The organism is Thalassobacter sp. HA4-2 (assembly GCF_055693705.1).
This window is the reverse complement of record NZ_JBVFUK010000001.1, coordinates 801,111-826,760: the sequence shown is the minus strand read 5'-3', so window position 1 is coordinate 826,760 and position 25,650 is coordinate 801,111. Positions and strand designations below refer to the sequence as shown.

General features: G+C 59.8%; 24 protein-coding genes, 1 tRNA gene and 3 pseudogenes. 11 read left to right on the top strand and 17 right to left on the bottom strand.

Features of this window, described 5'->3' with window-relative positions; all coding sequences use genetic code 11:
- The first annotated feature begins 411 nt into the window (after positions 1-411).
- Positions 412-2,031, top strand: coding sequence for a methyl-accepting chemotaxis protein (locus ACZ1G0_RS04200; RefSeq protein WP_472735798.1), 1,620 nt, complete (start codon positions 412-414; stop codon positions 2,029-2,031).
- Between the two features lie 42 nt (positions 2,032-2,073).
- Here the strand turns inward: ACZ1G0_RS04200 and nusG are convergent, their stop codons facing one another.
- Positions 2,074-2,607: a transcription termination/antitermination protein NusG gene (gene nusG / locus ACZ1G0_RS04195; protein WP_472735797.1), complete on the bottom strand. Its 534-nt coding sequence runs from the start codon at positions 2,605-2,607 to the stop codon at positions 2,074-2,076.
- A gap of 143 nt (positions 2,608-2,750) precedes the next feature.
- Positions 2,751-2,942 carry a preprotein translocase subunit SecE gene (secE, locus tag ACZ1G0_RS04190; RefSeq protein WP_472735796.1) on the bottom strand — a complete coding sequence of 64 codons (192 nt, stop codon included), beginning with the start codon at positions 2,940-2,942 and terminating at the stop codon, positions 2,751-2,753.
- A gap of 109 nt (positions 2,943-3,051) precedes the next feature.
- Between secE and ACZ1G0_RS04185 the strand changes: the two genes are divergently transcribed.
- Positions 3,052-3,744 (top strand): lysophospholipid acyltransferase family protein, encoded by a 693-nt coding sequence (locus ACZ1G0_RS04185; protein ID WP_472735795.1) that lies wholly within the window; start codon positions 3,052-3,054, stop codon positions 3,742-3,744.
- A gap of 4 nt (positions 3,745-3,748) precedes the next feature.
- On the opposite strand, the gene ACZ1G0_RS04180 is transcribed toward ACZ1G0_RS04185, so the two are convergent.
- The 7 genes from ACZ1G0_RS04180 to ACZ1G0_RS04150 all read right to left on the bottom strand — a co-directional run bounded on the left by ACZ1G0_RS04180 (position 3,749) and on the right by ACZ1G0_RS04150 (position 11,608).
- A tRNA-Trp gene (locus ACZ1G0_RS04180) sits at positions 3,749-3,824 on the bottom strand.
- Positions 3,825-3,907: 83 nt separating this feature from the next.
- A complete protein-coding gene (locus tag ACZ1G0_RS04175) occupies positions 3,908-4,885 on the bottom strand; it encodes a hypothetical protein (RefSeq protein WP_472735794.1) in 978 nt (325 codons plus the stop codon).
- A gap of 123 nt (positions 4,886-5,008) precedes the next feature.
- A complete protein-coding gene (tuf, locus tag ACZ1G0_RS04170) occupies positions 5,009-6,184 on the bottom strand; it encodes an elongation factor Tu (protein ID WP_472735793.1) in 1,176 nt (391 codons plus the stop codon).
- Between the two features lie 100 nt (positions 6,185-6,284).
- Positions 6,285-6,866, bottom strand: a complete 582-nt coding sequence (locus ACZ1G0_RS04165) for a hypothetical protein (protein WP_472735792.1) — start codon at positions 6,864-6,866, stop codon at positions 6,285-6,287.
- Positions 6,867-6,929: 63 nt separating this feature from the next.
- On the bottom strand, positions 6,930-8,096 hold the full coding sequence (locus ACZ1G0_RS04160) for a M48 family metallopeptidase (RefSeq protein WP_472735791.1): 1,167 nt from the start codon (positions 8,094-8,096) through the stop codon (positions 6,930-6,932).
- Complete coding sequence (locus tag ACZ1G0_RS04155; protein WP_472735790.1) at positions 8,096-9,298, bottom strand: DUF898 family protein; 1,203 nt, start codon at positions 9,296-9,298, stop codon at positions 8,096-8,098. The genes ACZ1G0_RS04160 and ACZ1G0_RS04155 overlap by 1 nt, the downstream gene beginning before the upstream one ends.
- A gap of 3 nt (positions 9,299-9,301) precedes the next feature.
- Entirely contained in the window at positions 9,302-11,608 is a 2,307-nt protein-coding gene (locus tag ACZ1G0_RS04150; RefSeq protein WP_472735789.1) for a DNA topoisomerase IV subunit A, read from the bottom strand.
- Between the two features lie 148 nt (positions 11,609-11,756).
- Here ACZ1G0_RS04150 and ACZ1G0_RS04145 point away from each other — a divergent pair, with 148 nt between their 5' ends.
- The 6 genes and pseudogenes from ACZ1G0_RS04145 to ACZ1G0_RS04120 all read left to right on the top strand — a co-directional run bounded on the left by ACZ1G0_RS04145 (position 11,757) and on the right by ACZ1G0_RS04120 (position 15,783).
- A complete protein-coding gene (locus ACZ1G0_RS04145; protein ID WP_472735788.1) occupies positions 11,757-12,269 on the top strand; it encodes an SH3 domain-containing protein in 513 nt (170 codons plus the stop codon).
- Between the two features lie 57 nt (positions 12,270-12,326).
- Positions 12,327-13,147 (top strand): annotated as a pseudogene (locus ACZ1G0_RS04140) (SDR family NAD(P)-dependent oxidoreductase).
- A gap of 33 nt (positions 13,148-13,180) precedes the next feature.
- On the top strand, positions 13,181-13,378 hold the full coding sequence (locus tag ACZ1G0_RS04135; protein ID WP_472735787.1) for a twin transmembrane helix small protein: 198 nt from the start codon (positions 13,181-13,183) through the stop codon (positions 13,376-13,378).
- 14 nt (positions 13,379-13,392) lie between these two features.
- Positions 13,393-13,964 (top strand): annotated as a pseudogene (locus tag ACZ1G0_RS04130) (cob(I)yrinic acid a,c-diamide adenosyltransferase).
- A gap of 127 nt (positions 13,965-14,091) precedes the next feature.
- Positions 14,092-14,853: an electron transfer flavoprotein subunit beta/FixA family protein gene (locus ACZ1G0_RS04125; RefSeq protein ID WP_472735786.1), complete on the top strand. Its 762-nt coding sequence runs from the start codon at positions 14,092-14,094 to the stop codon at positions 14,851-14,853.
- On the top strand, positions 14,854-15,783 hold the full coding sequence (locus ACZ1G0_RS04120; RefSeq protein ID WP_472735785.1) for an electron transfer flavoprotein subunit alpha/FixB family protein: 930 nt from the start codon (positions 14,854-14,856) through the stop codon (positions 15,781-15,783).
- A gap of 59 nt (positions 15,784-15,842) precedes the next feature.
- On the opposite strand, the gene ACZ1G0_RS04115 is transcribed toward ACZ1G0_RS04120, so the two are convergent.
- On the bottom strand, positions 15,843-16,658 hold the full coding sequence (locus ACZ1G0_RS04115; RefSeq protein ID WP_472735784.1) for a DUF6473 family protein: 816 nt from the start codon (positions 16,656-16,658) through the stop codon (positions 15,843-15,845).
- A 162-nt stretch (positions 16,659-16,820) separates the two neighbouring features.
- Here ACZ1G0_RS04115 and ACZ1G0_RS04110 point away from each other — a divergent pair, with 162 nt between their 5' ends.
- Positions 16,821-17,696, top strand: coding sequence for a 3-hydroxybutyryl-CoA dehydrogenase (locus ACZ1G0_RS04110; RefSeq protein ID WP_472735783.1), 876 nt, complete (start codon positions 16,821-16,823; stop codon positions 17,694-17,696).
- Here the strand turns inward: ACZ1G0_RS04110 and ACZ1G0_RS04105 are convergent.
- The 7 genes and pseudogenes from ACZ1G0_RS04105 to ACZ1G0_RS04075 form a co-directional block, all read right to left on the bottom strand.
- Positions 17,693-18,562: a lysophospholipid acyltransferase family protein gene (locus ACZ1G0_RS04105; protein ID WP_472735782.1), complete on the bottom strand. Its 870-nt coding sequence runs from the start codon at positions 18,560-18,562 to the stop codon at positions 17,693-17,695. The two genes, ACZ1G0_RS04110 and ACZ1G0_RS04105, sit on opposite strands and share 4 nt — an antisense overlap.
- Positions 18,563-18,579: 17 nt before the next feature.
- Positions 18,580-18,849, bottom strand: a complete 270-nt coding sequence (locus ACZ1G0_RS04100; RefSeq protein ID WP_472735781.1) for an HPr family phosphocarrier protein — start codon at positions 18,847-18,849, stop codon at positions 18,580-18,582.
- The gene (locus ACZ1G0_RS04095) at positions 18,846-19,244 is read right to left on the bottom strand and encodes a PTS sugar transporter subunit IIA (protein WP_472735780.1); all 399 of its coding nucleotides are present in this window, start codon (positions 19,242-19,244) and stop codon (positions 18,846-18,848) included. Before ACZ1G0_RS04095 ends, ACZ1G0_RS04100 begins: the two co-directional genes overlap by 4 nt.
- Positions 19,241-20,155 (bottom strand): RNase adapter RapZ, encoded by a 915-nt coding sequence (gene rapZ, locus ACZ1G0_RS04090; RefSeq protein WP_472735779.1) that lies wholly within the window; start codon positions 20,153-20,155, stop codon positions 19,241-19,243. The genes ACZ1G0_RS04095 and rapZ overlap by 4 nt, the downstream gene beginning before the upstream one ends.
- A 53-nt stretch (positions 20,156-20,208) precedes the next feature.
- Positions 20,209-20,643, bottom strand: a complete 435-nt coding sequence (locus tag ACZ1G0_RS04085; protein ID WP_472735778.1) for an HPr kinase/phosphorylase — start codon at positions 20,641-20,643, stop codon at positions 20,209-20,211.
- 47 nt (positions 20,644-20,690) lie between these two features.
- Positions 20,691-22,425 (bottom strand): annotated as a pseudogene (locus tag ACZ1G0_RS04080) (sensor histidine kinase).
- Entirely contained in the window at positions 22,422-23,123 is a 702-nt protein-coding gene (locus ACZ1G0_RS04075) for a response regulator transcription factor (protein ID WP_472735777.1), read from the bottom strand. Before ACZ1G0_RS04075 ends, ACZ1G0_RS04080 begins: the two are co-directional and overlap by 4 nt.
- Positions 23,124-23,426: 303 nt before the next feature.
- Here ACZ1G0_RS04075 and ACZ1G0_RS04070 point away from each other — a divergent pair, with 303 nt between their 5' ends.
- Positions 23,427-25,037: a phosphoenolpyruvate carboxykinase gene (locus ACZ1G0_RS04070; RefSeq protein WP_472735776.1), complete on the top strand. Its 1,611-nt coding sequence runs from the start codon at positions 23,427-23,429 to the stop codon at positions 25,035-25,037.
- Positions 25,038-25,136: 99 nt separating this feature from the next.
- Positions 25,137-25,649 (top strand): DUF3859 domain-containing protein, encoded by a 513-nt coding sequence (locus tag ACZ1G0_RS04065; RefSeq protein ID WP_472735775.1) that lies wholly within the window; start codon positions 25,137-25,139, stop codon positions 25,647-25,649.
- Position 25,650 lies beyond the last annotated feature (1 nt).

Sequence of the window (25,650 nt, the reverse complement as noted above, 5' to 3'; positions counted from 1 at the left end):
TTTCTTGGTGGATTGGCCCTAGGCAGATGCCATGCGAGAGCTTTGCGCCCATTTTTTCGTGTTGATCGCCTGCATATGCGGCATTGCGGGACCATTGGTCCTGTCTGCCCATGGCACGCGGGACCCCGCCCAATTGTATCTGCTGCTATCCCTTCAGCCGGACAGAGTGTCCCTGCCGGAAGGCGTTTATGATGCGGGCACAGATCAGATGCCCCTTGCACGATTGGTCCAAGCCTCGCCCTCAGGTCACGTTGCCCTGATCGCCGCCGGTTCTTGGGTTTTACCCGCCAGCCAGTTTGCCGCTCTTTGCGGTGCCTCTAGTCGCCGAGCATCATTATGAAGAACATTTTTCGTACAGACCCCATCAGAGTCGTCTTGACCACAGCGGCGGCACTTGTCCCCCTCAGCGTGGTGACAAGCCTTCTGGCCGGCACGCCTTTGACCCAAGGCCCCGTGATTGCGTTTTTCTTTCTGGTACTCGGCTTCGGGCTCAGCCGGGTCAGCGCATCGTTTGCAACATCAGGCGCGGCCATAGCCCTCATCGGCCAAGCCATCGCCATCACCGCCGCGCTAGAGGGGCGCGACCTGCAATCCGACAGCCATATGTTGTTCTTCGCACTACTGGCCGTCCTGATGATCTTGCGCGATATCAAGGCCCTGATCATGGCGACCGCCCTGGTCGCTGTTCACCACCTGACGCTGGCTCTTTTCTTGCCCCAGTTGGTTTATCCGACCAGCGTGACCCTTGTAGAGACTCTGCCCCGCACAGTGTTCCATGCGGTTGTACTGCTGGCGGAGGCGACCGCTTTGATCTTCGTCGTGCTGCGCCTAAATGGGTTGGAGGCCAAGATGGCGCGCAAAAGAACGGAGCTTGAAGAGAGTTTGGCCAATGCCGAGGTCGCACGGCGCGCGGCTCAAGATGCAGAGGCAGCAGCGCAAGTTGCAAAGGAAGAGGCGCAAGTCGAGGCGGCCCGATCAGAAACCCTGCTTAAGGATATACAAACAGCTGCCAAGGCCCGCGAACAAGCCATGGCAGAACGCAACGCACTGCAAGAACGCGAAGCGCAAGAAGAGCGCGCAAAAGTTGCAGAGCGTGAACATGTGGTTGCAACCTTGGAGCACGCTCTGACCGCCATGAAAAACGGTGATTTGTCTGCTCGGATCACAGACACCATGCCCGGGGCTTACGCGGGCCTCCGGGATATGTTCAACCAAGCGCTTGCCGCCATCGACACGCTTGTGGCCGACGTCATGGATTACGCCGACAGCATCAAAGGAGAGGTGCGCGAGGTCACCAGTGCAGCCAGCAACCTTGCCAAACGGACCGAGGCCCAGGCGCATGCTCTCAGCGAAGCGACAGAGACACTCGGGAGCCTGACCCAAAAGGTCAGCCATTCCGCGACAGCATTGGACGACGCCAACGCCTCTGCCAAACGCGCGCAAGGCAACGCACAGTCCGGCGAAGAAATCGTAGCGCAAGCCTCGAAGGTGATGACATCCATGGCCCATGAGGCGGCGGAAATATCAAAAATTGTCGGCGTAATCGATGAGATAGCGTTTCAGACCAATCTACTCGCTCTCAACGCAAGCGTGGAGGCCGCCCGCGCCGGTGAAGCGGGCAAAGGCTTCTCTGTGGTTGCTGCCGAGGTGCGCGCCTTGGCCCAGCGGTCGTCTGGTAGCGCAACAAGCATCCGCCAAATGATTGATCGATCTGATCACGAGATGCAGCGCGGTACTGAAATAATCGCGCATACAGTTACGGCCCTCGGAGACGTCATCACCGACATATTCGACATCACCGAACGTACGGATGGAATCAAGACAGCCTCTCATGACCAAAAGGATGGCCTTCTGACCCTCAACGCCACAGTGACACGTCTGGATCAGGTCATGCAGGAAAACGCGGCGATGCTCGAAGAGACCTCAGCCGCATGTACAAACCTGTTACGCGATGTGGAGGCCTTGGGAACACTGACAGAGAGGTTCACCCTTACGCGAGGGGACGACGAGACAAAGTTCGCCGCAGCCTGAAAAAACACCGGGGATGCGACGCAATGGCATCCCCGATATTCGTCAGTTGGTTTTGGTTACTTGCGTGAACTTCAACTCAACAGGCGTGGCGCGACCAAAGATCGACACAGAAACCTTGAGGCTTTGCTGTTCCTCGTCCACTTCCTCCACTTGGCCAGAGAAGCCTTCAAACGGACCGTCCGTCACGTTCACATCTTCGCCGGTTTCATAGGTGATCAAGCTGCGCGGCGCCTCTTCACCCTCCGCCACACGACCAAGGATACCCTGCACCTCAGCGTCGCGCATGGGCATTGGGCGACCTTGAGGTCCGAGAAACCCGGTGACGCGGTTGATGGAGTTGATCAGGTGATAGCCTTCGTCCGACATCTCCATCCGCACCAAAACGTATCCGGGCATGAACCGCCTCTCGGCTGTGACCTTTTTGCCGCGGCGGATCTCGATGACTTCTTCTGTAGGGACCAGAACTTCCTCGATCTGATCCTCCAAGCCGTTCTCCTCAACAGACGTGCGGATCGTTTCCGCCACACGCTTTTCAAAGTTCGACAGAACCGAAACCGAATACCAGCGTTTTGCCATGATGTGCGTCCTTACCGGGGTGGGCCCAAGGGGCCATTAACTGAGCACCTGATACACGTTCTCCGCAGTTTGTCTGCGTTTCAAAATGTCAGGGGATGCCTGTTCCCTACCGCCCCCTAAGGGTCAACGCAAGGCCGCAACGATTAGAATGCGGTCAGGATCATCTCCAGACCTGTGCGGATCATCCAGTCAACAAAGAAAAAGAACGTCGCCAACAGAACAGCCATGATGAAAACCATGATCGTTGTCGTGGTCACCTCTTTGCGGGTCGGCCAAGTGATCTTGCCCACCTCTGCCCGGGTCTGCTGAATGAACTGAATCGGATTGGTGGCCATGTTCGGGGTCCTCTTTGCACTGCTTGGGACATAACGACGGCGACGCCCGGGATCAAGGCTATCCGTGCGCGCCCCTTGCGAGGGGGCAGCGCTGCCATATCCACGCGCTATGTCACGCCTGTCCTCCCTTCGCCGCCGCATCGCCGACAGTCCACGCGTTCAGGGCGGGTTTGCATCGCGCGTGTCCCGCTACGTGGATTGGGCGCATGCCACATCGACATGGTATGTCGAAGGGGTGGATAAGATGATGCAGGTCGTCGCAAGCGGATCGCCGATCATATACGTCACTTGGCACCAGCGCCTGATCATGACCCCACAAATTTTCGAAATCAGCCAAGGCCCATTCTCGACCCTGACGTCGGCAGCGCGCGCGGGTCGTATGGCGGGTCTGATCTTGGGACAATCCGGCTTCGACACCATCCCCATGGGCAGCCACCAGCGCCATGTGGCCCTGTCTCGCGAAGTATTGCGCAGAACGAAAGCCGGCCATTCCATCGGGATCGCGGCAGATGGTCCACGCGGGCCACACCGACAAAGCTCCACCGTGCCATTGATTTGGCAACGCACAACCGGCGCCCGCGTATTTTGCGCCGCGTTTGCCCACAACCGTCCGATCAAGCTGCCCACATGGGATGCAATGATGCTGCCCACACCCTACGGGCGCGGTGCATTGATCGTGCAAGAGTGGGAAGAAACCGTGCCAAAACGCGCAACAGACACCGAGATCGAGACCCTACGCGCGTCAATCCAGAACAAGCTAAATCAGACTACAGATGCCGCCGATACAGCAATCAAGAGGTAGGGTCTGGCAGGGGCATCAGGATTCGAACCCGAGACCTACGGATTTGGAATCCGTTGCTCTACCAACTGAGCTATACCCCTGCGGACCCGCATCAGGTACGATAGCCCGAGGCCAAGCGCAAGAGCCTTTGGTGTCGCTTCCAACCGGAAAAGTGCTGGGCGCTCTATCGCGCAGCAACCATCCCACCACACACCTGCGTCAACCACGTCCTGATGTCCGGCACCACCCTTTCAAGTTGCGGCAGATCGTTCACACATAGAAACTTCGTGCCCCCCGCAACCTGATCCTGCAACGCGGCAAAACCATCTTGTGGCAGCCCATTGGCCCACTGCCCGCTTTTGATGTGGATATGGTCCGCGGCGGTCGAGATCTGTGCGGTCCTGTCACGTAGGCAGGCATGATTGTGCAGGCCCTGTGGCAAAAACTGGCTGATATCACGAAACGGAAAAGACAGGTTCCGAATAAACTCAGGCTCATGGGTTTGCCACAAGCCCGCCATGACCGATTTGCACAACGGATGCACGACATGGGCCGCTGCGAACATGCGATCTGCACCGAACCCAAGCATCTGAGCGGCCTTGGCCTGCATGAAATGGTTGAACAAAGCGGGATCATCCCGCGCATCCGGGGCCTCGATGCGCGTGGCATAATCAACCCATCGCCCCCGCAAAACCGGACCAACACCAGCAAAGACATCCGTCGGGGAAAGCGGTGCCGTCAGAAACACATCATCGTTGAAATACAAAAACCGCTCTGCCAGATCAGGCAGTCGCCACATCGCGGATTCAATGGCCAGCGAGTTATAGGTCGGTAGGAAATTGGCATGATCCTGAAACGCATCGACATGGCGCGCGATACGTACCCGTTCCCGCAACCAAGGGCTGGCACCTGACAAGTCCGGCCCCTGATCTTCCACCAGAATCCATACATACCGCAGCCACGGCGCATGTGCTTCGAGGGACGCGAGGCAAAAGTATATCTCGCCCGCGCTTTCCCAGCGATGGGGATTGGTTGCATTTTCACCCGGAGCGTGGCGTGTCGTGGACAAGCTTTGCCTTCGGGCCGCGGCATGTGTGGCGTTGGTTCCATCCACCCATGTGATCAATGCATCGATGGGACCATGTTCGTCTTGGAAGTGCATGAATAACGCCCTGCTGTTGCGCTTAACAAAGGTCGAAAGTGGTGCGCGTCAAGGCCAAGCCGCCGGATGCAAAAAGGGCCGCCCCTTGGGGACGGCCCTTCTGCATGTTCGGTAAGCGGTGGCTTACTCGGTGATGTTGGACACCACGCCGGCGCCGACGGTGCGGCCGCCTTCGCGGATGGCAAAGCGCAGGCCTTGTTCCATCGCGATGGGGGCGATCAGCTCGACGTTGAACTTCAGGTTGTCGCCGGGCATCACCATTTCGGTGCCTGCGGGCAGCTCAACCGTGCCGGTCACGTCCGTCGTGCGGAAGTAGAACTGCGGGCGGTAGTTCGCAAAGAACGGCGTGTGGCGGCCACCCTCTTCCTTGGTCAGGATGTAGGCCTCGGCCTCGAACTTCGTGTGAGGCTTCACGGAACCTGGCTTGCACAGAACCTGGCCACGCTCCACGCCTTCACGGTCCACACCGCGCAGCAGGGCACCGATGTTGTCGCCAGCCTCGCCGCGGTCCAGCAGCTTGCGGAACATTTCAACGCCCGTGCAGGTCGTTTTGGATGTGTCGCGAATACCAACGATTTCAATCTCTTCGCCGACGTTGATCACGCCACGCTCAACGCGACCGGTCACAACCGTACCACGGCCGGAGATCGAGAACACGTCCTCGATGGGCATCAAGAAGGGCTGATCCACGGCGCGCGCGGGTGTCGGGATGTAGTCGTCGACGGCGGCCATCAGTTCAGCAATCTTGTCTTTGCCGATGTTGTCGTCGCGATCTTCCAGAGCGGCCAGCGCGGAGCCTGCCACAACGGGGATGTCGTCGCCGGGGTAGTCGTAGGAGGACAGCAGCTCGCGGATCTCCATTTCAACCAGTTCGAGCAGCTCTTCGTCGTCGACCTGGTCCACTTTGTTCATGAACACGACCATGTAGGGGATGCCCACCTGACGGCCCAGCAGGATGTGCTCGCGCGTTTGGGGCATAGGGCCGTCAGCGGCGTTCACAACCAGGATCGCGCCGTCCATCTGGGCGGCACCGGTGATCATGTTCTTGACGTAGTCGGCGTGGCCGGGGCAGTCGACGTGGGCGTAGTGGCGGGTCTCGGTCTCGTATTCCACGTGGGCGGTCGAGATGGTGATGCCGCGGGCTTTCTCTTCGGGGGCGCCGTCGATTTCGTCGTAGGCTTTGAAGTCACCAAATTGCTTGGTGATCGCTGCCGTCAGGGTCGTCTTGCCGTGGTCAACGTGGCCAATCGTGCCGATGTTGACGTGTGGTTTAGAACGTTCAAACTTTTCCTTAGCCATGATGGCCTCCTCATATCCCGGCGCGCGAAAGGACGCAGCCTATCCATATCGCGCGCGGCTTACAGGGCGCGGGGACGGAAATCAAGCAAGGTTTTCAGGCTTAGTCAGACGTGTCGGCGGAGGACGGCGCATCTTGGGTTGCCACTTCCTTTGGATCAAACCACGGGCGGTTCTCGACCAGCCATTCTTCCATCTTGAGGGCGGCGTTGCGCGATAGGGTCCGCATTTGATCTTCACGCGATTTCGTCAGCCCCGATCCGATGACCGTATCCGCCGATGCCCCTTCGAAAATCGTCAACTGCTCCGGCTCGGCATGGATTTTGACGCCGCGCTCATGGTCCCAGATGTTGGCTGAGATCACGAGAACGGATTTCGGGGCCAGCACGACCGGAATCCCCGGAACGGCCAACGAATAGGCATCGACATTGACAGCAAGGTGATAGTCCCGCGTGCCTTCGTACTGACGAAAGCGCCGGTCGATTTCACCACCCAGAATGTCTTTCCATTCCTGTTCGGTTGCCTCGCGCGAAGGGGGCACGATCTGCGGATCATCGGCGACAACGATGGTCCACATCAGACGGAAATCGCCGAGGTCGGCGCGGTCTGTCGTCAAGGGATCCTCGGCGGCACAGGCCGCGAGCAGTACCAAAGCCCCAAGGGCACCCAAAAACCGTCGCAACATATCACATCCTCTTCTGCGGCAACCCTTAACGCGGCGCGCGTTTTGGCGCAACGCAGGTGGCCCCTATCGGCTGATCGCCGCAACAGGCAGCCCCGGGGAAGTGGCGTCCGTGCTGCTGCAGATGTTGCGCAAGGCGTCCCACTCGGCAGGTGTCAGCACCGGCGCGCCCGTGGGGGCCGGTATATCTGCCGTGGCTGCGATCCGGTCCGACAATTGAGGGTGCGATGTAAAATGCGACAGCGCACCGGGCACATCGCCTGTCTGCGCGCGCAGCTTGGCAAAAAGAGAGGCCAGAGCCGAGGGGGGCAGGTTCACGGCCAGCAACCGCTCTTGCGCAAAAGTGTCCGCCTCGATCTCGGCGGCGCGGGAATAGCCACTGGTGATATAGGTGGTTGCCAAACTGACCCCCACAACCCCCGCATCCAAAAACAGCAGGGTTGAGACAGCCGCCGCCGCGTAGGCCTGAAACGTATTGGCCACCACGTGGCGGTGATACACATGGCCGATCTCGTGGGCCATCACAGCGGCAATTTCCTCGGGCGTATCTGCCAGCTTTAACATCGAGTCGAAGAAGATCACCCGACCACCGGCCAGCGCAAAGGCATTGGTGAGTGGGGCAGCGCGATCGTCAAAGACTGTAGCCCGCACAGGATAGGGCAGATCCAGCCCCGCCATGACCCGGTCCAGCATCTTTTGGTACGCGGCCATCCCCGCCGGATCGTTGCATTGGGCCAAAGCCTGCCCGGGGGCCGCCGCGAAGAAAAGGCGCACTTGATCATAGGTCGCCTCGCCCATGGCAACCTCCGTCTCTGCGTTGACGGCGCTGGCCAGAACGGTGGCCGTGGTGGGCAGCAAAAACCGGAAAATGCCTGCGATCAGGCCAATGCAGATCAAAGCCGTAGCGAAGGCCCGGCCGACTTGTCGACGCGGCTTGATGGGCTCGGCCACATGGGGGCAGACCTGCACGACCAAGGTCGCGGCGTTGCGGTCGCGGACAACAAGGCGCGACGCACTGCCATCATTGAGGGCAAGAACCATCACATCATAGCTCGCCTGATCGGGCAGTGTGCGCACCCGCCGTGTGGGCCACAACACCATGTGTTCCCCATCGGGCAGGCTGATTTGCAGGACCTTGCCGTGTTCGCCATCCTCGTACCCCAGACGCACGCGCTGTCGGTCCGCTGTTTCGCCATCGTAGTAGTCGGCCGCGCCGCCCGCTGTTTCAGCCATCAGACCCCGCCTCCAAAATCAAAGAACCCGGCCAAGCCATCCGCATCGCCCATGAACCGACGATCGGCGGGTTTCACATCTGCAAACGGCATAACCTCGTCGATCACAAGGGTATCGGCGGTGTGGCGCAACACGGGAAAGGTGATGAACACATGCCGGGCCTCGCGGTACAGGATGTTGCCGGTCGCAAAGACAATGACTGCGCCAAGGACAAGGGCGACGATCCCGACATTTAAAAGGGATTCGCCAATTGTGCCCGTAAAGATATCCGGTGACAGTCCGGCAAAGCCAAACCCGACGACGAAAAAGAACGCGATCGCGATCAAGGGCAGCAGCGTACCCACCAGCAGGGCCACGATAATGGATCCAAATACGTGGGTCCAAAAGACCTTGGGCGCTTTGGGGAAGACCTCCACCTCGGTGCCGCCGCCGTAAATGATTTGGTTCACAAGAATGCGAAAGCTGGCCACGCGCCAGTACACCCACGCTGGGATTGTGCCGAGGCCTGCGACTAGGGCCGCGATGATTTGGGCGGCGATGTCTTGGGCAATCACGGCCCAAACGCTGAGCCCTATATTTACAATGAAAACTGCGTAGAGCGGGATGATCGCCTTGTACAAGCTAAAGAAAGAGCCCGTCATAAAGAAAGGCTCCGACCCGAAATAGGTGCGATCAATCTTGAATTTTTCCAGCTGGAACCGCTGCAACGGGGCCAGCAAACCAAAGGACGCCACGGTCAGCACCCCGTACAGACACGCCCGCCATGCGTAGCCCAGAGCCCCGGGCGCCACGGCGAAGTCAATGCCACGCCACCGCGTGTGGTTCACCAAATAGCGCCATGCACGATAGCGGGCGGCGAAGAACAAGGGGACCCCCATGGCCACCGCGCCTACGGCACCGGCAACAAAGCCCCCGGTCAATTGCAGACTTAGGAATATCGCCCCCATGACCACGATGCTGACGTACAGTGTCAGGATCACGGCGGCGACGAACATGCCCGACAGCTTTTCCCAAGGGTTGCCGGTGTACTCCACCGGACTGCCCGCCGGACGCACCGACGACCAAAGCCAACGGCGCAGGCGTGTCCGCGCCCAAAAGGAATAGAGCCCGAGGGTCAGCACAGTGAGAAACGCGCAGCGCAGCACAAGACCAAACAGAATGGCGCGGTAGCCTGCGGTTTCGGTCTCGTGCGTTAAATCCATGGGCTAGGTAAACCTGTTGTCCTTGGGAAAGCCGCGTGGGGCCATCCGCCCAGCCCCGGCGCGCCCGCCCATCCATTCCTCCAGCGCGGTTTCGGTTCGCGTGCGGCCCGCGGGGTCAAGCCACGACAGCCCCGCCGCCAGATCGAAGGTCCGCACATCCGATAGACCACCGTCTTTGAACTTCTGCAAACGTACCCCCTTGCCGCGTCCCATTTCGGGCAAATCAGCGGTGGGGAAGATCAGGACTTTGCGGTTCTCGCCCACGCAGGCCACGTGATCTCCTGCGACGGGTTTCGCGCACAGCGCAGTAGCGTCGCCCTTGACGTTCAGCACCTGCTTGCCACTGCGGGTCTGGGCGATCACGTCATCCTCGGGCACGATGAACCCATCACCGACCGAAGAGGCCACCAGCAACTTGCGCGCGGGCACATGGGTCAGGATATCCACGATTTCAACATCTTGAGGCAGGTCTACCATCAGACGCACAGGTTCGCCCATGCCGCGCCCGCCGGGCAGGGTCGACGCGCCAAGCGTGTAGAAACGCCCGTTCGTGCCAAACACCAGCAGGCGGTCCGTGGTTTCCGCGTGGAACATGAAGCGGGGACCATCGCCGTCCTTGAACTTCATCTCGCGGGTCAGGTCGATGTGGCCGGTCATGGCCCGGATCCACCCCATCTTGGAACAGACGACGGTGATCGGCTCCCGCTCGATCATCGCCTCCAGGGGTACATCCGCGACCTCACCCGCCTCGGCGAACATGGTACGCCGTGCGCCGCCCGGGGCCTTCGCGCCAAAGGCTTTGCGCGTCTCTTTCAACTGCTCGGAAATCGCGTCCCACTGGACGTGGTCGTTTTCCAACAGATCCTCCAGCCCTGCGCGTTCCTCCATCAAGGCGTCGCGTTCCTTCAACAGCGCCAATTCTTCGAGGCGGCGCAGGGCGCGCAGGCGCATGTTCAGGATCGCCTCAGCCTGCACCTCGGTCAGTGTCGGTGCGCGGTCAGTGGGCAGAGGGCTGACATAATCGCCCTCGTCCACCGCGCGGGCGTGATCCTTACCCCAATCCTCATGGATCAAGGCCCCTTTGGGCGCGTCGTCATAGCGGATGATGTCAATCACACGGTCGAGGTTGAGGAAGGCGATGATAAAGCCCTCCAAAACCTCTAGGCGGTGGTCAATCTGGTCCATCCGGTGTTGCGACCGGCGCAACAGCACCTCGCGCCGGTGATCCAGAAACGCCTGCAACACCTCGCGCAGGGAACAGACCTTGGGCGTGACCCCATCAATCAGCACGTTCATGTTCAACGAGAACCGCGTTTCCAGATCGGAGTTGCGGTAGAGCGTGCCCATCAGCACCTCGGCGTCAACATTCTTGGATTTCGGCTCCAGCACGATGCGGATGTCATCGGCGCTTTCGTCCCGGACATCGGCTAAAATGGGGACCTTTTTGGTCTGGATGACCTCGGCCAGCTTCTCGATCAGCTTGGACTTTTGCACCTGATAGGGGATTTCGGTGACGACGATCTGCCACTGTCCGCGGCCCAGATCCTCGATTTCCCACTTGCAGCGCAGACGGAAGGACCCGCGCCCAGTGCGATAGGCCTCAAGGATGTTCTCCTTAGGCTCGACAATCACGCCACCCGTGGGGAAATCGGGGCCGGGGATCATGTCCACCAGCGTCTCGTCCCGGGTGCCGGGGGTCTTGATCAAATGCAGGCAGGCCTTGATCAGCTCGTCCAGGTTGTGGGGCGGGATATTCGTGGCCATGCCAACGGCAATCCCCGACGACCCATTGGCCAGCAGGTTGGGAAAGGCGGCTGGCAGAACAACCGGTTCCTGCAAGGTCCCATCGTAGTTGTCGCGGTAATCGACGGCGTTTTCGTTCAACCCCTCCAACAACGCCTCGGCGGCGGCGGTCATGCGCGCCTCGGTGTAGCGGCTGGCGGCGGGGTTATCGCCGTCCACGTTGCCAAAGTTCCCCTGCCCGTCCACCAACGGATAGCGCACGGCGAAATCTTGGGCCAAGCGCGCCATGGCGTCATAAATCGCCGCATCCCCGTGGGGGTGATAGTTGCCCATCACATCGCCGCTGATCTTGGCGGATTTGCGAAAGCCGCCTGTAGGGGACAAACGCAACTCGCGCATGGCGTACAGGATACGCCGGTGCACAGGTTTCAGCCCGTCCCGTGCGTCCGGAAGGGCCCGGTGCATGATCGTAGACAGGGCATAGGTCAGGTAGCGTTCCCCGATGGCGGTCGAAAGCCGTTCGGGGATTGCCACAGGCAGGTCGTCGGTGTTGCGCGGATCACTCATGTCACCGTCTTAGTGGACGGGATTCACAGGGTAAAGCGGTCCGCGGCTGACATGGGGGAAGGAATCTGTTAACTTCCCTCTAGCTGCTGAACAAAAAGTCTGTGCTTGTAGACCTGTAACGAGTTCTGGGGAGAACACTGTGATTAAAATGACTTTCACACTTTGTGTGGCGCTGTTTGCCATGTTCGCCATTTGGGGAGAGCCGATCGAAGCACCTTCAACTGAATTGGCGTCGACCGCGTCCACCCAGTCCGCACCGGCCACGCCGGTTGTTGAAACACGGTCCGCATTTTACGACACCCCCACCGTTGTGACCGACGGCGCGGCCCCTGCCCCCGTGACTGTCACCCGCAACGCAAGCCTGCCAACCGTGCCCCGACTGGTCGGAGAGCCGCTGCAAGTATCCCTGATCCAACCCGAGGAGCGGGAAGAGCCCGCCGCCACCGCGACGTTGGACGACCTGCCGCCATTGTTCGAGGTCACGGGCAACCGCGTGAACTTGCGTGCTGGTCCATCCACCGGCAACCCTGTCGTTGCCGCTTTGTCCCGTGGCGCACTGACCGAAGCCTTGGGCGAGCCTGTGAACGGTTGGATGGAAATCCGCGATGTCGAGACCGGCGTGACGGGGTTTATGTCGGCGCGGTTCCTGTCCGCCCTGTGATCCCCGCTTGAGGCCCCCTACCCTGCGGTCTACACCTGCGGGCAAACGGGGGCTGTCATGAAATCTATCCTTATCACGGGCTGTTCCAGCGGCATTGGCTATGACGCGGCCCACGCCCTCAAGGCGCGCGGATGGTTTGTGGCCGCCAGCTGCCGCAAGCAATCGGACTGCGACCGCCTGACCGCCGAGGGGCTTTTCAGCCCGCGTCTGGACTATGAAGATGCCGCCACCATCCCCGCAGCCCTCGCCGCGACGCTGAAACAGACCGGCGGCACGCTCGACGCCGTCTTCAACAACGGGGCCTATGCCGTGCCCGGTCTGGTCGAGGACCTGCCGACCGATGCTCTGCGCGCGATTTTCGAGGCGAACTTCTTTGGCTGGCACAGCCTGACCCGCGCCGTCATCCCCGTGATGCGCGCCCAAGGGCACGGGCGCATCGTGCAATGTTCCAGCGTTTTAGGCTTTGCCGCGCTGCCGTTCCGGGGAGCGTACAATTCCACCAAATTCGCGGTCGAGGGGCTGACCGACACCCTGCGCCTTGAAATGCGCGGCACAGACATCCACCCGATCCTGATCGAACCCGGCCCCATCGGCACAAAGATCCGGGTCAACGCGATTCCCCATTTCGAGAAATGGATCGACTGGGAAAACAGCGCCCGGCGCGCAACCTATGCAAAGGCGCGCAAGCGGCTGTACGAGGACACAGGCCCCGATCCGTTCGAGCTGACCTGCGATGCCGTCACCCGCAAACTGATCCACGCGATCGAGGCCCCCGCCCCCGGGCGCGCTATTACGTAACCTTCCCGACCTATCTCATGGGCACTTTGCGTCGTATTTTGCCCACACGGGCGCTGGATTGGGTGGCCTCGCGCGGGTGACGCCCTACCTGCCTTTCAACACAAGGAACGCACATGCTTGAAGATCCTCTGTTCTACGTCATCGCCGGCGCCTGTCTGGTTGTCTTGGTCATTCTGGTGTTCGGCCTTGGCGCCTTTACCAAGGGTGGCGCGTACAACCAGAAAAACGCCAACAAATTTATGCGCTACCGTCTGGCGGCGCAGTTTGTTGCGGTGCTGTTGATCGTCGGATACGTCTGGCTGCGCGGCTAAATCTGGAGGGCCCCATGGTCGTACTTTCGAAAATCTACACAAAAACGGGCGATGCGGGCGAAACAGCCTTGGGCAACGGGGCGCGTGTTGCGAAACATTCCTTGCGCGTGACCGCCTACGGCACTGTGGATGAAACCAACGCCACCGTGGGTCTGGCGCGCCAGCACGCCACGGGTGAGATGGACGCACAACTGGCCGCAATCCAGAACGACCTGTTCGATCTTGGCGCGGACATGTGCCGCCCGGACATGGAGAAGGATGCCGAAAGCGAGTATCCCCCCTGCGCGTGACCGATGCACAGGTCGAACGGCTCGAAGCTGAAATCGACGCTATGAACAGCAAGCTGGAGCCGCTGCGGTCCTTCATTCTGCCTGGCGGCACCGCCTTGGCCGCGCAGATGCACCTGTGCCGCACCGTCAGCCGCCGCGCCGAACGTCTATCGGTAGAGCTGGCCTCGGTCGAAGCAATCAACCCCGCAGCCGTGAAATACCTTAACCGTCTGTCCGACTGGTTCTTTGTCGCCGGTCGCATCGCAAACAACGATGGCAAGGACGACGTGCTGTGGGTCCCCGGCGCAAACCGCTAAAGCCAGAACACGACGTCCCCTACCGCCGGGGCGTCGATTTTATCCTGTAAACACGCTCGCGCCTCCGCTAACCAATGGGTCAAGAGAGTCCGGGGCCCGCGCCCCACCAGTGTTAGGAGTACACGCAATGAAGGTCCTCGTGCCTGTAAAGCGCGTCATCGACTACAACGTGAAGGTCCGCGTCAAAGCGGACGGCACGGGTGTCGATCTCGCCAATGTCAAAATGTCCATGAACCCGTTTGACGAAATCGCCGTCGAACAGGCCATCCGCCTGAAAGAGGCCGGGCAAGCGGACGAAGTTGTCGTCGTATCTATCGGCGTAACCAAAAATCAAGAAACCCTACGCACAGGTCTTGCCATGGGCGCCGACCGCGCGATCCTGATCGAAGCCACCGATGACGTGCACACGGACATCGAACCGCTGGCCGTGGCCAAACTGCTGAAGGCCGTTGTGGACGAGGAACAGCCCGGGCTGGTTCTGTGCGGCAAACAGGCTATCGACAATGACATGAACGCCACAGGCCAAATGCTGTCGGCCCTGCTGGGCTGGTCGCAAGCGACCTTCGCATCCGAAGTGGCCGTGGACGGCGATCATGCCACCGTGACCCGTGAAGTGGACGGCGGTCTGCAGACCATCAAGGTCAAGATGCCCGCCATCGTGACCGTGGACCTGCGCCTGAACGAGCCGCGCTATGCGTCTCTGCCCAACATCATGAAGGCTAAGAAAAAGCCAATGGACACAAAGACCCCGGCCGATCTGGGCGTCGACGTGGCCCCGCGCTTGACGGTTGTGAAGACGGTTGAACCCGCGGCCCGCGCTGCCGGTGTCAAAGTCGGCTCGGTGGACGAGCTGGTTGCGAAACTCAAAGACGAAGCAGGAGTGATCTAGATGGCTGTACTACTACTTGCCGAAGTCTCGGGCGGTGAACTGTCTGTGGACGCCACCGCAAAGGCCCTGACCGCCGCCAAACAGTTGGGTGATGTGACCATTCTGTGCGCATCAGCGGGCTGCAATGGCGCCGCCGAGACCGCCGCAAAGCTGGACGGGGTTGCCAAGGTGCTGTGCGCCGATGACGCCGCCTATGGCAACGATCTGGCCGAACCGCTGGCAGATTTGATCGTATCCCTTGCGGGCGACTACGAACACATCGTCGCCCCAGCCACCGCAGCGGCCAAGAACGTGATGCCCCGTGTTGCGGCGCTGCTGGACGCCATGGTGATTTCCGACGCCACCGCCGTTGTGTCGTCCGACACCTTCGAGCGACCCATCTACGCAGGCAACGCCATGCAGACGGTGCAAACTTCGGACGCCAAGAAAGTCATCACCTTCCGCACCTCGACCTTTGACGCCGCTGGCGAAGGTGGGACCGCATCGGTCGAAACCATCGCCGCCACCGCGAACCCTGGCCTGTCGGAATGGGTCGAGGACAAGGTCGCGGAATCTGATCGCCCAGAGTTGACGTCCGCTGGGATCGTTGTGTCCGGTGGGCGCGGCGTGGGGTCCGAGGAAGACTTTAACATGATCGAAGGTCTGGCCGATAAGCTGGGTGCTGCGGTCGGTGCCTCCCGCGCAGCAGTCGATTCGGGCTATGCGCCCAACGACTGGCAGGTGGGTCAAACCGGCAAAGTGGTCGCCCCGGACCTTTACATTGCCGTCGGAATCTCTGGCGCGATCCAGCATTTGGCGGGCATGAAGGACTCCAAGGTCATCGTCGCCATCAACAAGGACGAAGAAGCCCCAATCTTCCAAGTGGCCGACTACGGTCTGGTGGCCGACCTGTTTGACGCCGTTCCCGAACTGACGGAAAAACTGGGCTAAACACAGCCATTTGTGCACAGAAGCCGCCCCCGGTCACCCGTGGGGCGGCTTTTCTTCGCCTAGGCCGCCAAGACCGGGGCCAAGACCTGCGCAATATCCTCATGGCACGCGGGGGGCAGTAACTCGCGCGCCACGGCCATGTCCATTTCTGGAAACACCATGCCGTAGGTGCCCACCTCCGCTCGGCGCGCCTGCGGATCATAAGTGACCACTTGCGCGGCAGCGCCTTTGACCTGATCAACCATAGCTTGGGTGACATACAACGGCTCGGGCCCCAGATCGCGGTCCATGTCACGCGGGGTCTGGTCCGGCAGCCACAGTAGGGTCACGGGCCCCGGGATTTGCGCCAAAAGCAATCGCATCCGCGCGATCCACGCCGATTGCAATTCCTCTACGATCATTCGGTATTTATCCAACGATTGGACGCGCAGGCCCAGCAACATGTGGCGCGTGAAATGATAGTCACTGAAATCTATGTCTTGAAACAGCGTCGTCAGCAGTGCCGAGGGCTTCACGAACCGATCATTGCGGCGCGGATGGACGTTGTAGAACCGGTTGCTCAGGTTGTGGGCAGGCATGATCTGCACCACCACCTGCTCGGCCCCCTTGGCAATATCCATTACCGTGGGGTCGCTCAAAAACAGATCCACCCCGGCGTTCATTTGGCCAAGGTTGATGCAGCGCGTGCCAATCTCCTCCTCCACCAAATCTGGAAAGGGTTCCTCGACATATCGGCCATAGCATTCCGACCCGCCCAGAAAGGCGACATATGGTTTGTCGAGGCGCCTTTTCGGCCCCCTAAATACATTCTTCGAAGCGCCGTACCGGGTGGGGTAATACTCCAGGACGTCTTCGCTCATTCGCTCGTAGCTCATGCGCATTCCCACTGATATCCGACTCACCCGCGTCCACACTGCCCCCACTGCCCTTAACGCCTCCCTAACCCAAGCATTTGCACCAGTTTTGCGGCATCTGCACACCTTGCCCCAGCCCCCTCACGCGCGTAGCGTGCCCCCAAATCAGAGGCATGAGTGACCATGGACGTAGATAAAATCGGGATCGTAGGCGCGGGCCAAATGGGCAACGGCATCGCCCATGTTTGCGCACTGGCGGGATACAACGTGCTGTTGACGGACGTCAGCCAAGATGCCCTGACAGCCGCAGTAGCAAAGATCGACAAGAACCTGACCCGGCAGGTCACACGCGAAAAAATCACCGCCGCCGCGAAACAAGCTGCCATGGAACGGATCAACACGACCCTGACCCTGACCGACCTTGGCCAAACGGATCTTATCATCGAGGCGGCGACGGAACGCGAAACCGTCAAACAAGCGATCTTCGAAGACCTGCTGCCCCACCTGCAACCGCATACGATCCTGACGTCGAATACGTCTTCGATCTCGATCACGCGTCTGGCCAGCCGCACGGATCGGCCCGAACGGTTCATGGGGTTTCATTTCATGAACCCTGTCCCCGTGATGCAACTGGTGGAGCTGATCCGCGGCATCGCCACGGACGAGGCGACGTTCAACACCTGCAAGGGCGTTGTGGACCGGATCGGCAAGACGGCCGCCACCGCAGAGGATTTTCCGGCCTTCATCGTGAACCGCATCCTCATGCCCATGATCAACGAAGCGGTCTATACCCTGTACGAGGGCGTCGGAAACGTGCGATCCATCGACGAGTCGATGAAACTGGGCGCGAACCACCCAATGGGCCCGCTGGAACTGGCCGATTTTATCGGCCTAGATACTTGTCTGGCGATCATGAACGTGCTGCACGACGGGCTGGCGGATACCAAGTACCGCCCCTGTCCCCTTTTGACCAAATATGTCGAGGCCGGGTGGCTGGGCCGCAAGACTGACCGTGGTTTCTATGACTATAGGGGTGCCGAGCCTGTGCCGACCCGCTAGCCGTCGATCGTTTTCGACCGCAACCAATCGACGAACCCGCGCGGGTTGTCAGCCCATTCCGCAATCTGCTCGCGCGCGATCATCGGGCGCACAACGGGGCTTTGCGGTTTGTTGAGCGCGTGCACAACTTCGTAGATCAAAAGCCCCTGCCTCAGGGTGGCGGACACGAGATTGGCGATCTGGTACAAGCGCGAATTCTGGCCCGGAAAGAACACAGGCACCACAGCCGCACCGGATTTCTGGATCATTTTCGCAGTAAACGGGTTCCATTCCTTTTCTACGGCCGGGCCAAAATAGGTCTCCGAGGCCGCGACGGCTCCTGATGCAAAAAGGGCGATCACGCCGCCCTTTTCCAGATGCGCCATGGCATCCTTGCGCATGATCAGGTTCTTTTTCAGGGCGTTTTCCTCGTGCGGGAAAGGCACGGGGATCATGAATTCCTCGATCTCGGGGATGCCGGTCAAAAGACTGCGCGTCAGAATTTTGTAATCCGTTCGCACCCGTCCAATCAGTTCCGCCAAGACCATACCATCGACCAGCCCGTGGGGGTGATTGGCGACTATGATCGCGGGACCAGAGGCCGGGATATTGGCCAACTGATCCGCTGGGGTATTGATGTCGATCCCCATAACGTCCAGCGCTTGGGTAAAGAAACTGTGGCCGTAAGGCGCGCCTTGGCGTTCAAACTTGCGGATCAGACGCAGCAGGCGAATTTTGCCCGTCATCCACTCCATCACACGGATTGTGTTGGCTTTCCACGGGTTGGTGAAGGTGCCCGCGTAGCTAAGCCGTGACTTGTCATAGGGTACATAGTCGGGGCCCGGCCCCGGCGTCACATGTCCCTGATGTTCCGTATTGTCGACCAAGTTGGCCTCTCAAACTCTCACATGTCCTCGCCAAAGCGGTCGGCGACCAACGCGGCAAGCGCCTCTGCCAAGGCGGTTGCCTCTGGTCCGGACGTTTCAACCTCAATAGTGGTTCCCACGGAGGCTGCCAACATCAAAAGCCCCATGATCGAGTCACCCGCAGCATCAAGACCGTCCTTTCGGACCACGGCACTTGCGTCAAACTGTTCCACACACTCGACGAACTTTGCCGAGGCGCGCGCGTGAAGACCCTTTTGATTCACGATTTCAAGAACCTGAGTGGTCATACGAGGGTCTCCGGTCCGCTGAAGGTATTGATATAACGCCGCCCTGCATCGCGTGCGGCATTCACTGCCTCGGCCACGGGTTTGCGGCGGGATTTGGCCAGTTTGATGAGGGCTGGCAAGTTTGCTCCGTATAGGATCACGCGATCGTCAGCGCGGCATGCGGGCAACGACAGGTTCGATGGCGACCCGCCAAACATATCCGTCACCACGACGACACCCTGCCCGGTGTCGACCTGATCCGCTGCGGCAATAATCTCGCGCTCTTTGCCATCGCGATCGCAATCGGCATCAATCGCGATGGCGATCATCCCGCTTTGCTGGCCTACTACATGCTCTATGGCCGACAGGTATTCCCGTGCCAGGCCCCCGTGGGCCACGATGACGATACCGATCACGCGCGTCCCTCGGGTTTACGGAGCGTGCCGCGATGCTCCATCTCGCGGTGGCGCACGGCGGTGGTCCAGCCGGCTTGGTTCAATCGCGCGCCTAGGCGCTCGGCCACGGAAACAGATCTATGCTGCCCGCCTGTACACCCAAATCCAATGGAGAGATGCGATTTACCCTCATCCAAAAACGCTGGCAGCAACGAGAGCACAAGGTCTTCAATCCGACGAAAAAAGATGTCAAAGCGGGGATCTTCGGCTACATAGGCCTGCACTTCGGGCGACCGTCCATCCAGTTCGCGCAATGTGGCATCCCAATATGGATTGCGCAGAAAACGCACATCAAACGCCATATCCAAACCATGTGGCAGCCCACGTTTGTAGCTGAAACTTTGAACCGTCAGCGCCAGCAGATGCGCCGCACCGGGTGCGAAATCCTGATCTACCTTGGCGCGCAAGTCGTGCACGCTCATCTCGGTGGTATCAATCACCATATCGGCAATGTCGCGCACCGGCGGTAGCAGGCTTTGTTCCCGCGCAATACCGATTTCAGGCGTGTCGTCCGGGGCGGCGGGATGGCGGCGGCGGGTAGATGAAAAGCGGTTCACAAGAGTCGTGTCGGCGCAATCCAGATAGATTACCGACAGATCTACGTCGGGCCGCGCACGCAATGACCGGATAAGCCCGACCAGCGCGTCTACACTGAAATCCCGGTTGCGCGGATCCGTGGACAGGGCCAAGGGGCGTTCCGACGGCTCCGGTCCCAGCAGGCGCGGCAGTAAGGACAGAGGTAAGTTATCTATGACTTCGTGGCCAAGATCTTCCAGTGCCGCGATGGCGGTACTGCGGCCCGCACCCGAAGGCCCGGCCACGAAAACAACGCGGTGCGCGGGGGGCGACAAGTTGGATGGCAATTCGGTCATGGGCAAGAAGTGAGGTCAAAAGAAGCGCGGGTCAAGGGCATCCGGTGCCACAGCTACCAGCCAGGGCATCCTGCACGCATCCATACGAATAATCGGGCGCCCAAATCTGGCTGTAAATCGACGATACGTAGTGGGACTGTCCTTTCTAGGAGCTTAATGGAACACTCGGCGGGCATCCGTTCGGGCTGACGTGCTTCGAGCAGAACGGCTGCATCCAAAGGCGTGGGATGTGACACCTGCGTTTCAACAAGACCTAAACCGCGAAGCTCGATCCGGGGCGGTTGGGCGGGGGCAGAGACGTGAATGACATCGGGACCGGGCGTCAGCACACAGATATCATCCGCGATCAGTTGCGCACCGAGTGCGAGCATATTTGCGGCGGTACGCGATTTACCAGCACCACTCGCCCCCAACAACAGAACACCCTTGCCCGAAACAGCAACCGCAGAGCCATGGACTGTCCAGTCTCCATCGGGCCGGATATTCATGCAATTGTCTGGTATGTCGTGCAGGCTAAGGGGCGCAGCGGGTGTAATCACACTGGCAGGCCAACCACGAAGCGCGCACCCAAGGGCGAAGATGTCAGGTCGGCATCTGTCGGACGGATGTTTTCTGCCCAGATCACGCCGCCGTGCGCCTCAACGATCTGTTTTGAAATCGCCAAGCCAAGACCGGAATGGTTGCCGAACTGCTTCTCGGGCCGTTCGGAATAAAAACGGTTAAAGACTTTGGTCAGCGCGGTTTCGGGAATGCCCGGCCCGGTATCCTCGACAACGATCAAAACACGATTGTCGCGCCGCCGAGCCCAAATGCGCACAGCATCCCCTTCTTCACAGAAAGACAGAGCATTGGTGATCAGGTTCACGAAAACCTGTGCCAAGCGCGCCTCTAGACCGAGAATGATCGTTGGGTCCTTGGGCAGGTCGGAGATGAAATCGACGTCCTTCGCGCGGGCCTCTTCGGAGTGATACAGGGAAAGGTTATTGAGCATTTTGATTAGATCAAACGGCTCTTCCTCTTCCTTGACGAGTTCACTGTCCAAGCGCGACGCGTTGGAGATATCGCTAACCAGTCGGTCCAATCGCCGGACATCGTGATCAATCACGTCCAGTAACGTGGTACGTTGATCGTCCGTTTTCGCCACACGCAACGTGCCCACCGCAGATCGCAACGACGCGAGGGGGTTTTTATTTCATGGGCTACGTCGGCTGCAAATTGTTCGTTGCTGTCGATGCGGTCATAGAGCGCGGACACCATGCCACGAAGTGCGCCAGACAATCGGCCAATCTCGTCCGGGCGCGCGGTAAGGTCTGGTATGCGCACGCGGTTCGGGCTCATTTTACGGGCGTTTTTGTCGCGCCCAAGCTCCGCTGCGGCAGCCAAATCAGCCAACGGGTTTGCGATTGTCGAGGCCAAGACCAACGACAAAACGATCGACACCAAAAGGGCGATCACGAACATCTGCAAAACCTGCTCTCGCTCGGATCGGACCAGCGCTCCGATTTCTCCAGCGCCTGTGGTCACGGCAATAGATCCTAGGATGCGGCCATTCTGTTCGATGGGCGTAACGACAGTATAAACAACCCCTGGGTCGTCGATCGCCCCCGGATCAGGGTTTCGCCGAGGGTGATATCCTCGACCATTGCGGAGGCGACAGTTAGGTTTGGGATATCAGTCGTGGGGGTATCGCCGCTCGCAAGTACGCGCGCCACGGCCTCCCACACACGGTTAAGGGCATTTGTAATAATGGTGGTTTGTTGCCGCTCTTCCGTCAGGCCAAAGACCGGGCCGGTTTCTTGCGTGTTGCCCACGGCATCTGCCAGCAGATTAGCGCCTGTGTCGAACACATGCACCTGCACGCCAGCGGGCAAATCAATGCGTTCCAAGACCGCCGGGACATCCACGCCATCGCTGGCAACCAACGTGACTGGCGCTGTGCCGGGCAACGATGCCTCGAACACGTCGGCCACCAATTGCGCCTCGACCACCAACCCGCGTTCGCGTTGGGTGACAAGACTGTCACGCGACGGGTTCAAAAACAGAACCCCTGCCACGAGGATCAAGATTGCCAGAAGGTTGAACAGGATGATCTTACGCGCCAACGGCGAGCGGTTGAGGGAGATCATCCCCCGCCGTTCGCGCGCAGACGCAAGCTCTTCCTCTAGGGAACCCGCTGGCCGATCCCAATCTTCGCCCAACACGACTTCGCTATCGCGGCGACGCGCCCGGCCCGATTGGGGTGCCAGATCCATGTCAGGGGTTGCTGTCATTCTTCGTTATAACGGTAGCCGATGCCATAAAGCGTCTCGATGGCGGAAAACTCATTATCAGCGGTACGCATTTTCTTACGCAAGCGCTTGATGTGGCTGTCTATGGTACGGTCGTCCACATAAACCTGATCATCATAGGCCACATCCATCAGCTGATCGCGCGATTTGACGAAGCCTGGGCGCGTGGCAAGCGCCTGAAGCAACAGGAATTCAGTGACCGTCAGCGTTACATCCTTGCCCTTCCACTTCACCGCGTGACGCAACGGGTCCATCGCCAGATCACCACGGATCATTTGCTGCGTTTCTTCAGGGGTTTCCGTCTCATCACTTGCAATGGCTTCTTGGCGGCGCAGGATGGCGCGGATGCGTTCAACCAAAAGCCGCTGCGAAAACGGCTTGCGCACATAATCGTCCGCTCCCATCCGCAGCCCCAAAACCTCATCAATTTCGTCGTCTTTGGACGTCAGAAAGATGACCGGAACACTGGATTTCTGGCGCAAGCGTTGCAGCAAGTCCATTCCATCCATGCGAGGCATCTTGATGTCAAAAACACCCAAATCCGGCATTTGACGTCCAAAAGCCTCCAGGGCGGATTGCCCATCGTTATACGTTTCTACCTCAAAACCCTCTGCCTCAAGAGTCATGGATACTGACGTCAGGATATTCCTGTCGTCGTCGACCAGCGCGATCCTCGACATGTTTGATTTCCTTATGTTGCCCGATTTGCCTTATTTTTTTCACAGTGTCCCGTTTTCAGCCCCGAGAATCAACAAAAAAGCGAATCAGAGGCCCGATCACCACTCAGCACACCACCTTTGGTGTTAATGCTCGGTAAAAACCCTGCTGTTAGCGTCAGACTGGTTGCGCTAACTGCGCGCCTTCGTCCTATCCTTCACAAAATCGGCCATGTTATAGGCAGTGGACAGGGCCCCACGCGGGGTCTTGTCGCTTTAACTTGTCGTAAAGACACACGGGCTAACAAGCAGCCCAAGGAGAGACCGATGACCCAATCCGTCATGCGTGGACGCGTAAACCCGTCGCAGACCCTGGAAACACAAGGCATCACAGGACTAGGTTCGGTCTATTACAACTTGCTGGAACCCGCGATCATCCAACAGGCGATTGAGCGCAAGGAAGGCACGCTGGGCAAAGGCGGCGCGTTTCTGACCACGACGGGCAAGTTCACGGGCCGCAGCCCTAAGGACAAGCACGTCGTCAAGACCGACAGCGTGAAGGACACCATCTGGTGGGACAACAACGCCGCCATGTCCGAGGCCGGGTTTGACGCGCTCTATGCCGATATGTTGGAGCATATGAAGGGCCGCGATTACTTCGTGCAGGACCTGTTTGGCGGCGCGGACCCTGCGCACCGGCTGGACGTGCGGATGGTGACCGAACTGGCGTGGCACAACCTGTTCATTCGCCACCTATTGCGCCGCCCCGAAGCGGAAGAATTGGACACATTCACCCCGGAATTCACCGTCATCAACTGCCCCAGCTTCAAGGCTGATCCGGCCAAGCATGATTGCCGCAGTGACACGGTCATCGCCATGAATTTCGACAAGAAGCTGATTTTGATCGGCGGCACGGAATACGCAGGCGAGAACAAGAAATCCATCTTTACCCTGCTGAACTATCTGCTGCCTGAAAAAGGCATTATGCCCATGCATTGCAGCGCCAACCACGCCATCGACAATCCCGTCGACGCCGCCGTGTTCTTTGGCCTGTCTGGCACGGGCAAGACCACGCTGTCTGCGGACCCGGGCCGCACCCTGATCGGCGATGACGAACACGGCTGGTCGGGTCGCGGCATCTTCAACTTCGAGGGTGGCTGCTACGCCAAGACGATCAACTTGCGCCGCGAGGCGGAGCCCGAGATCTACGATACCATGTCGCAATTCGGCACCGTTGTGGAAAACATGGTGTTTGATCCCGACACCTTCGAGCTGGATTTTGACGACGACAGCCTGACCGCCAACATGCGCTGCGCCTACCCGCTGGATTATATTTCCAACGCGTCGTCCACGGCACTGGGTGGCCATCCCAAGAACATCATCATGCTGACCTGCGACGCCTTCGGGGTTCTGCCCCCCATCGCGCGGCTGACCCCCGCGCAGGCCATGTACCACTTCCTGTCGGGCTTCACGTCCAAGGTTGCGGGCACAGAGCGCGGCGTGACGGAGCCTGAGCCCACCTTTTCCACCTGCTTCGGGGCGCCCTTCATGCCCCGCCGGCCGGAGGTCTACGGCAACCTGCTGCGTGACAAGATCGCACAAAACGGATCCACCTGCTGGCTGGTCAACACCGGCTGGACGGGCGGTGCTTATGGGACCGGTTCGCGCATGCCGATCCGTGCAACCCGCGCCTTGCTGACCAGCGCGCTGAACGGCACATTGGAACAGGGCGAGTTCCGTCGCGACCCCAACTTCGGGTTTGAGGTTCCTGTGAAATGCACCGGCGTGGCCGAAGTCCTGCTGGACCCCCGTCGCACGTGGTCGGACGAGGCGGCCTACGATGCCCAGGCCGCCAAACTGGTGCAGATGTTCTCAGACAACTTTGCGCAATACGTCCCCTACATCGACGACGACGTCAAAGCCTGCGCCATCGGCTAAAGCGCTCTGCCGCCTTCAAGGGGCACCAAACGAAACATGTCGTAAGGCGGGGCGTCAGCCTCGCCTTTCCTTTTGGTCAAACCTCGTTACCTTGGCGCCATGCGCACATTCGTCCTCCTCGCCTGCCTTGCCGCCAGCCCCGCCCCCGCGTTCGAGGTGCTGTCCCGGGGCATCTACTGCCCCGCGCCCGTCGATGGCCAAAAGATCCCCGCGCCGGGGACGGAGCTTGGTTGGGTTCGACAAGGGACCGAGGGCGTACAACCCTTTGATCTGGTGACGGATTACGTGCCCGCCGAGGACCTTTTGGGCTTTGGGGTCATTTGGCGCGTGCCGCCCGATACGGCGCCCACCACCGGTACACTTGTCCTCACCCATCCGCCCCTCGGGGCGCAGGCCGTGACCCGGCAAGAACAGATCATCCCGATCCGGCCCGGTGCGATCAGCGGCTCCAACTGGATCTTCGAGTTTGACTACGAAAAGGTGCAAGGCCCTTGGACCCGCAGTCTGGAAGTCGCGGGCGAAACCGTTTGGTCCGAGACCTTCACCGTCGGTCCCGCAGGCAGTAGCGAGGCGGTGAACCGCACCTGTTTCGCCGCCCAGCCGATGTCCTGAC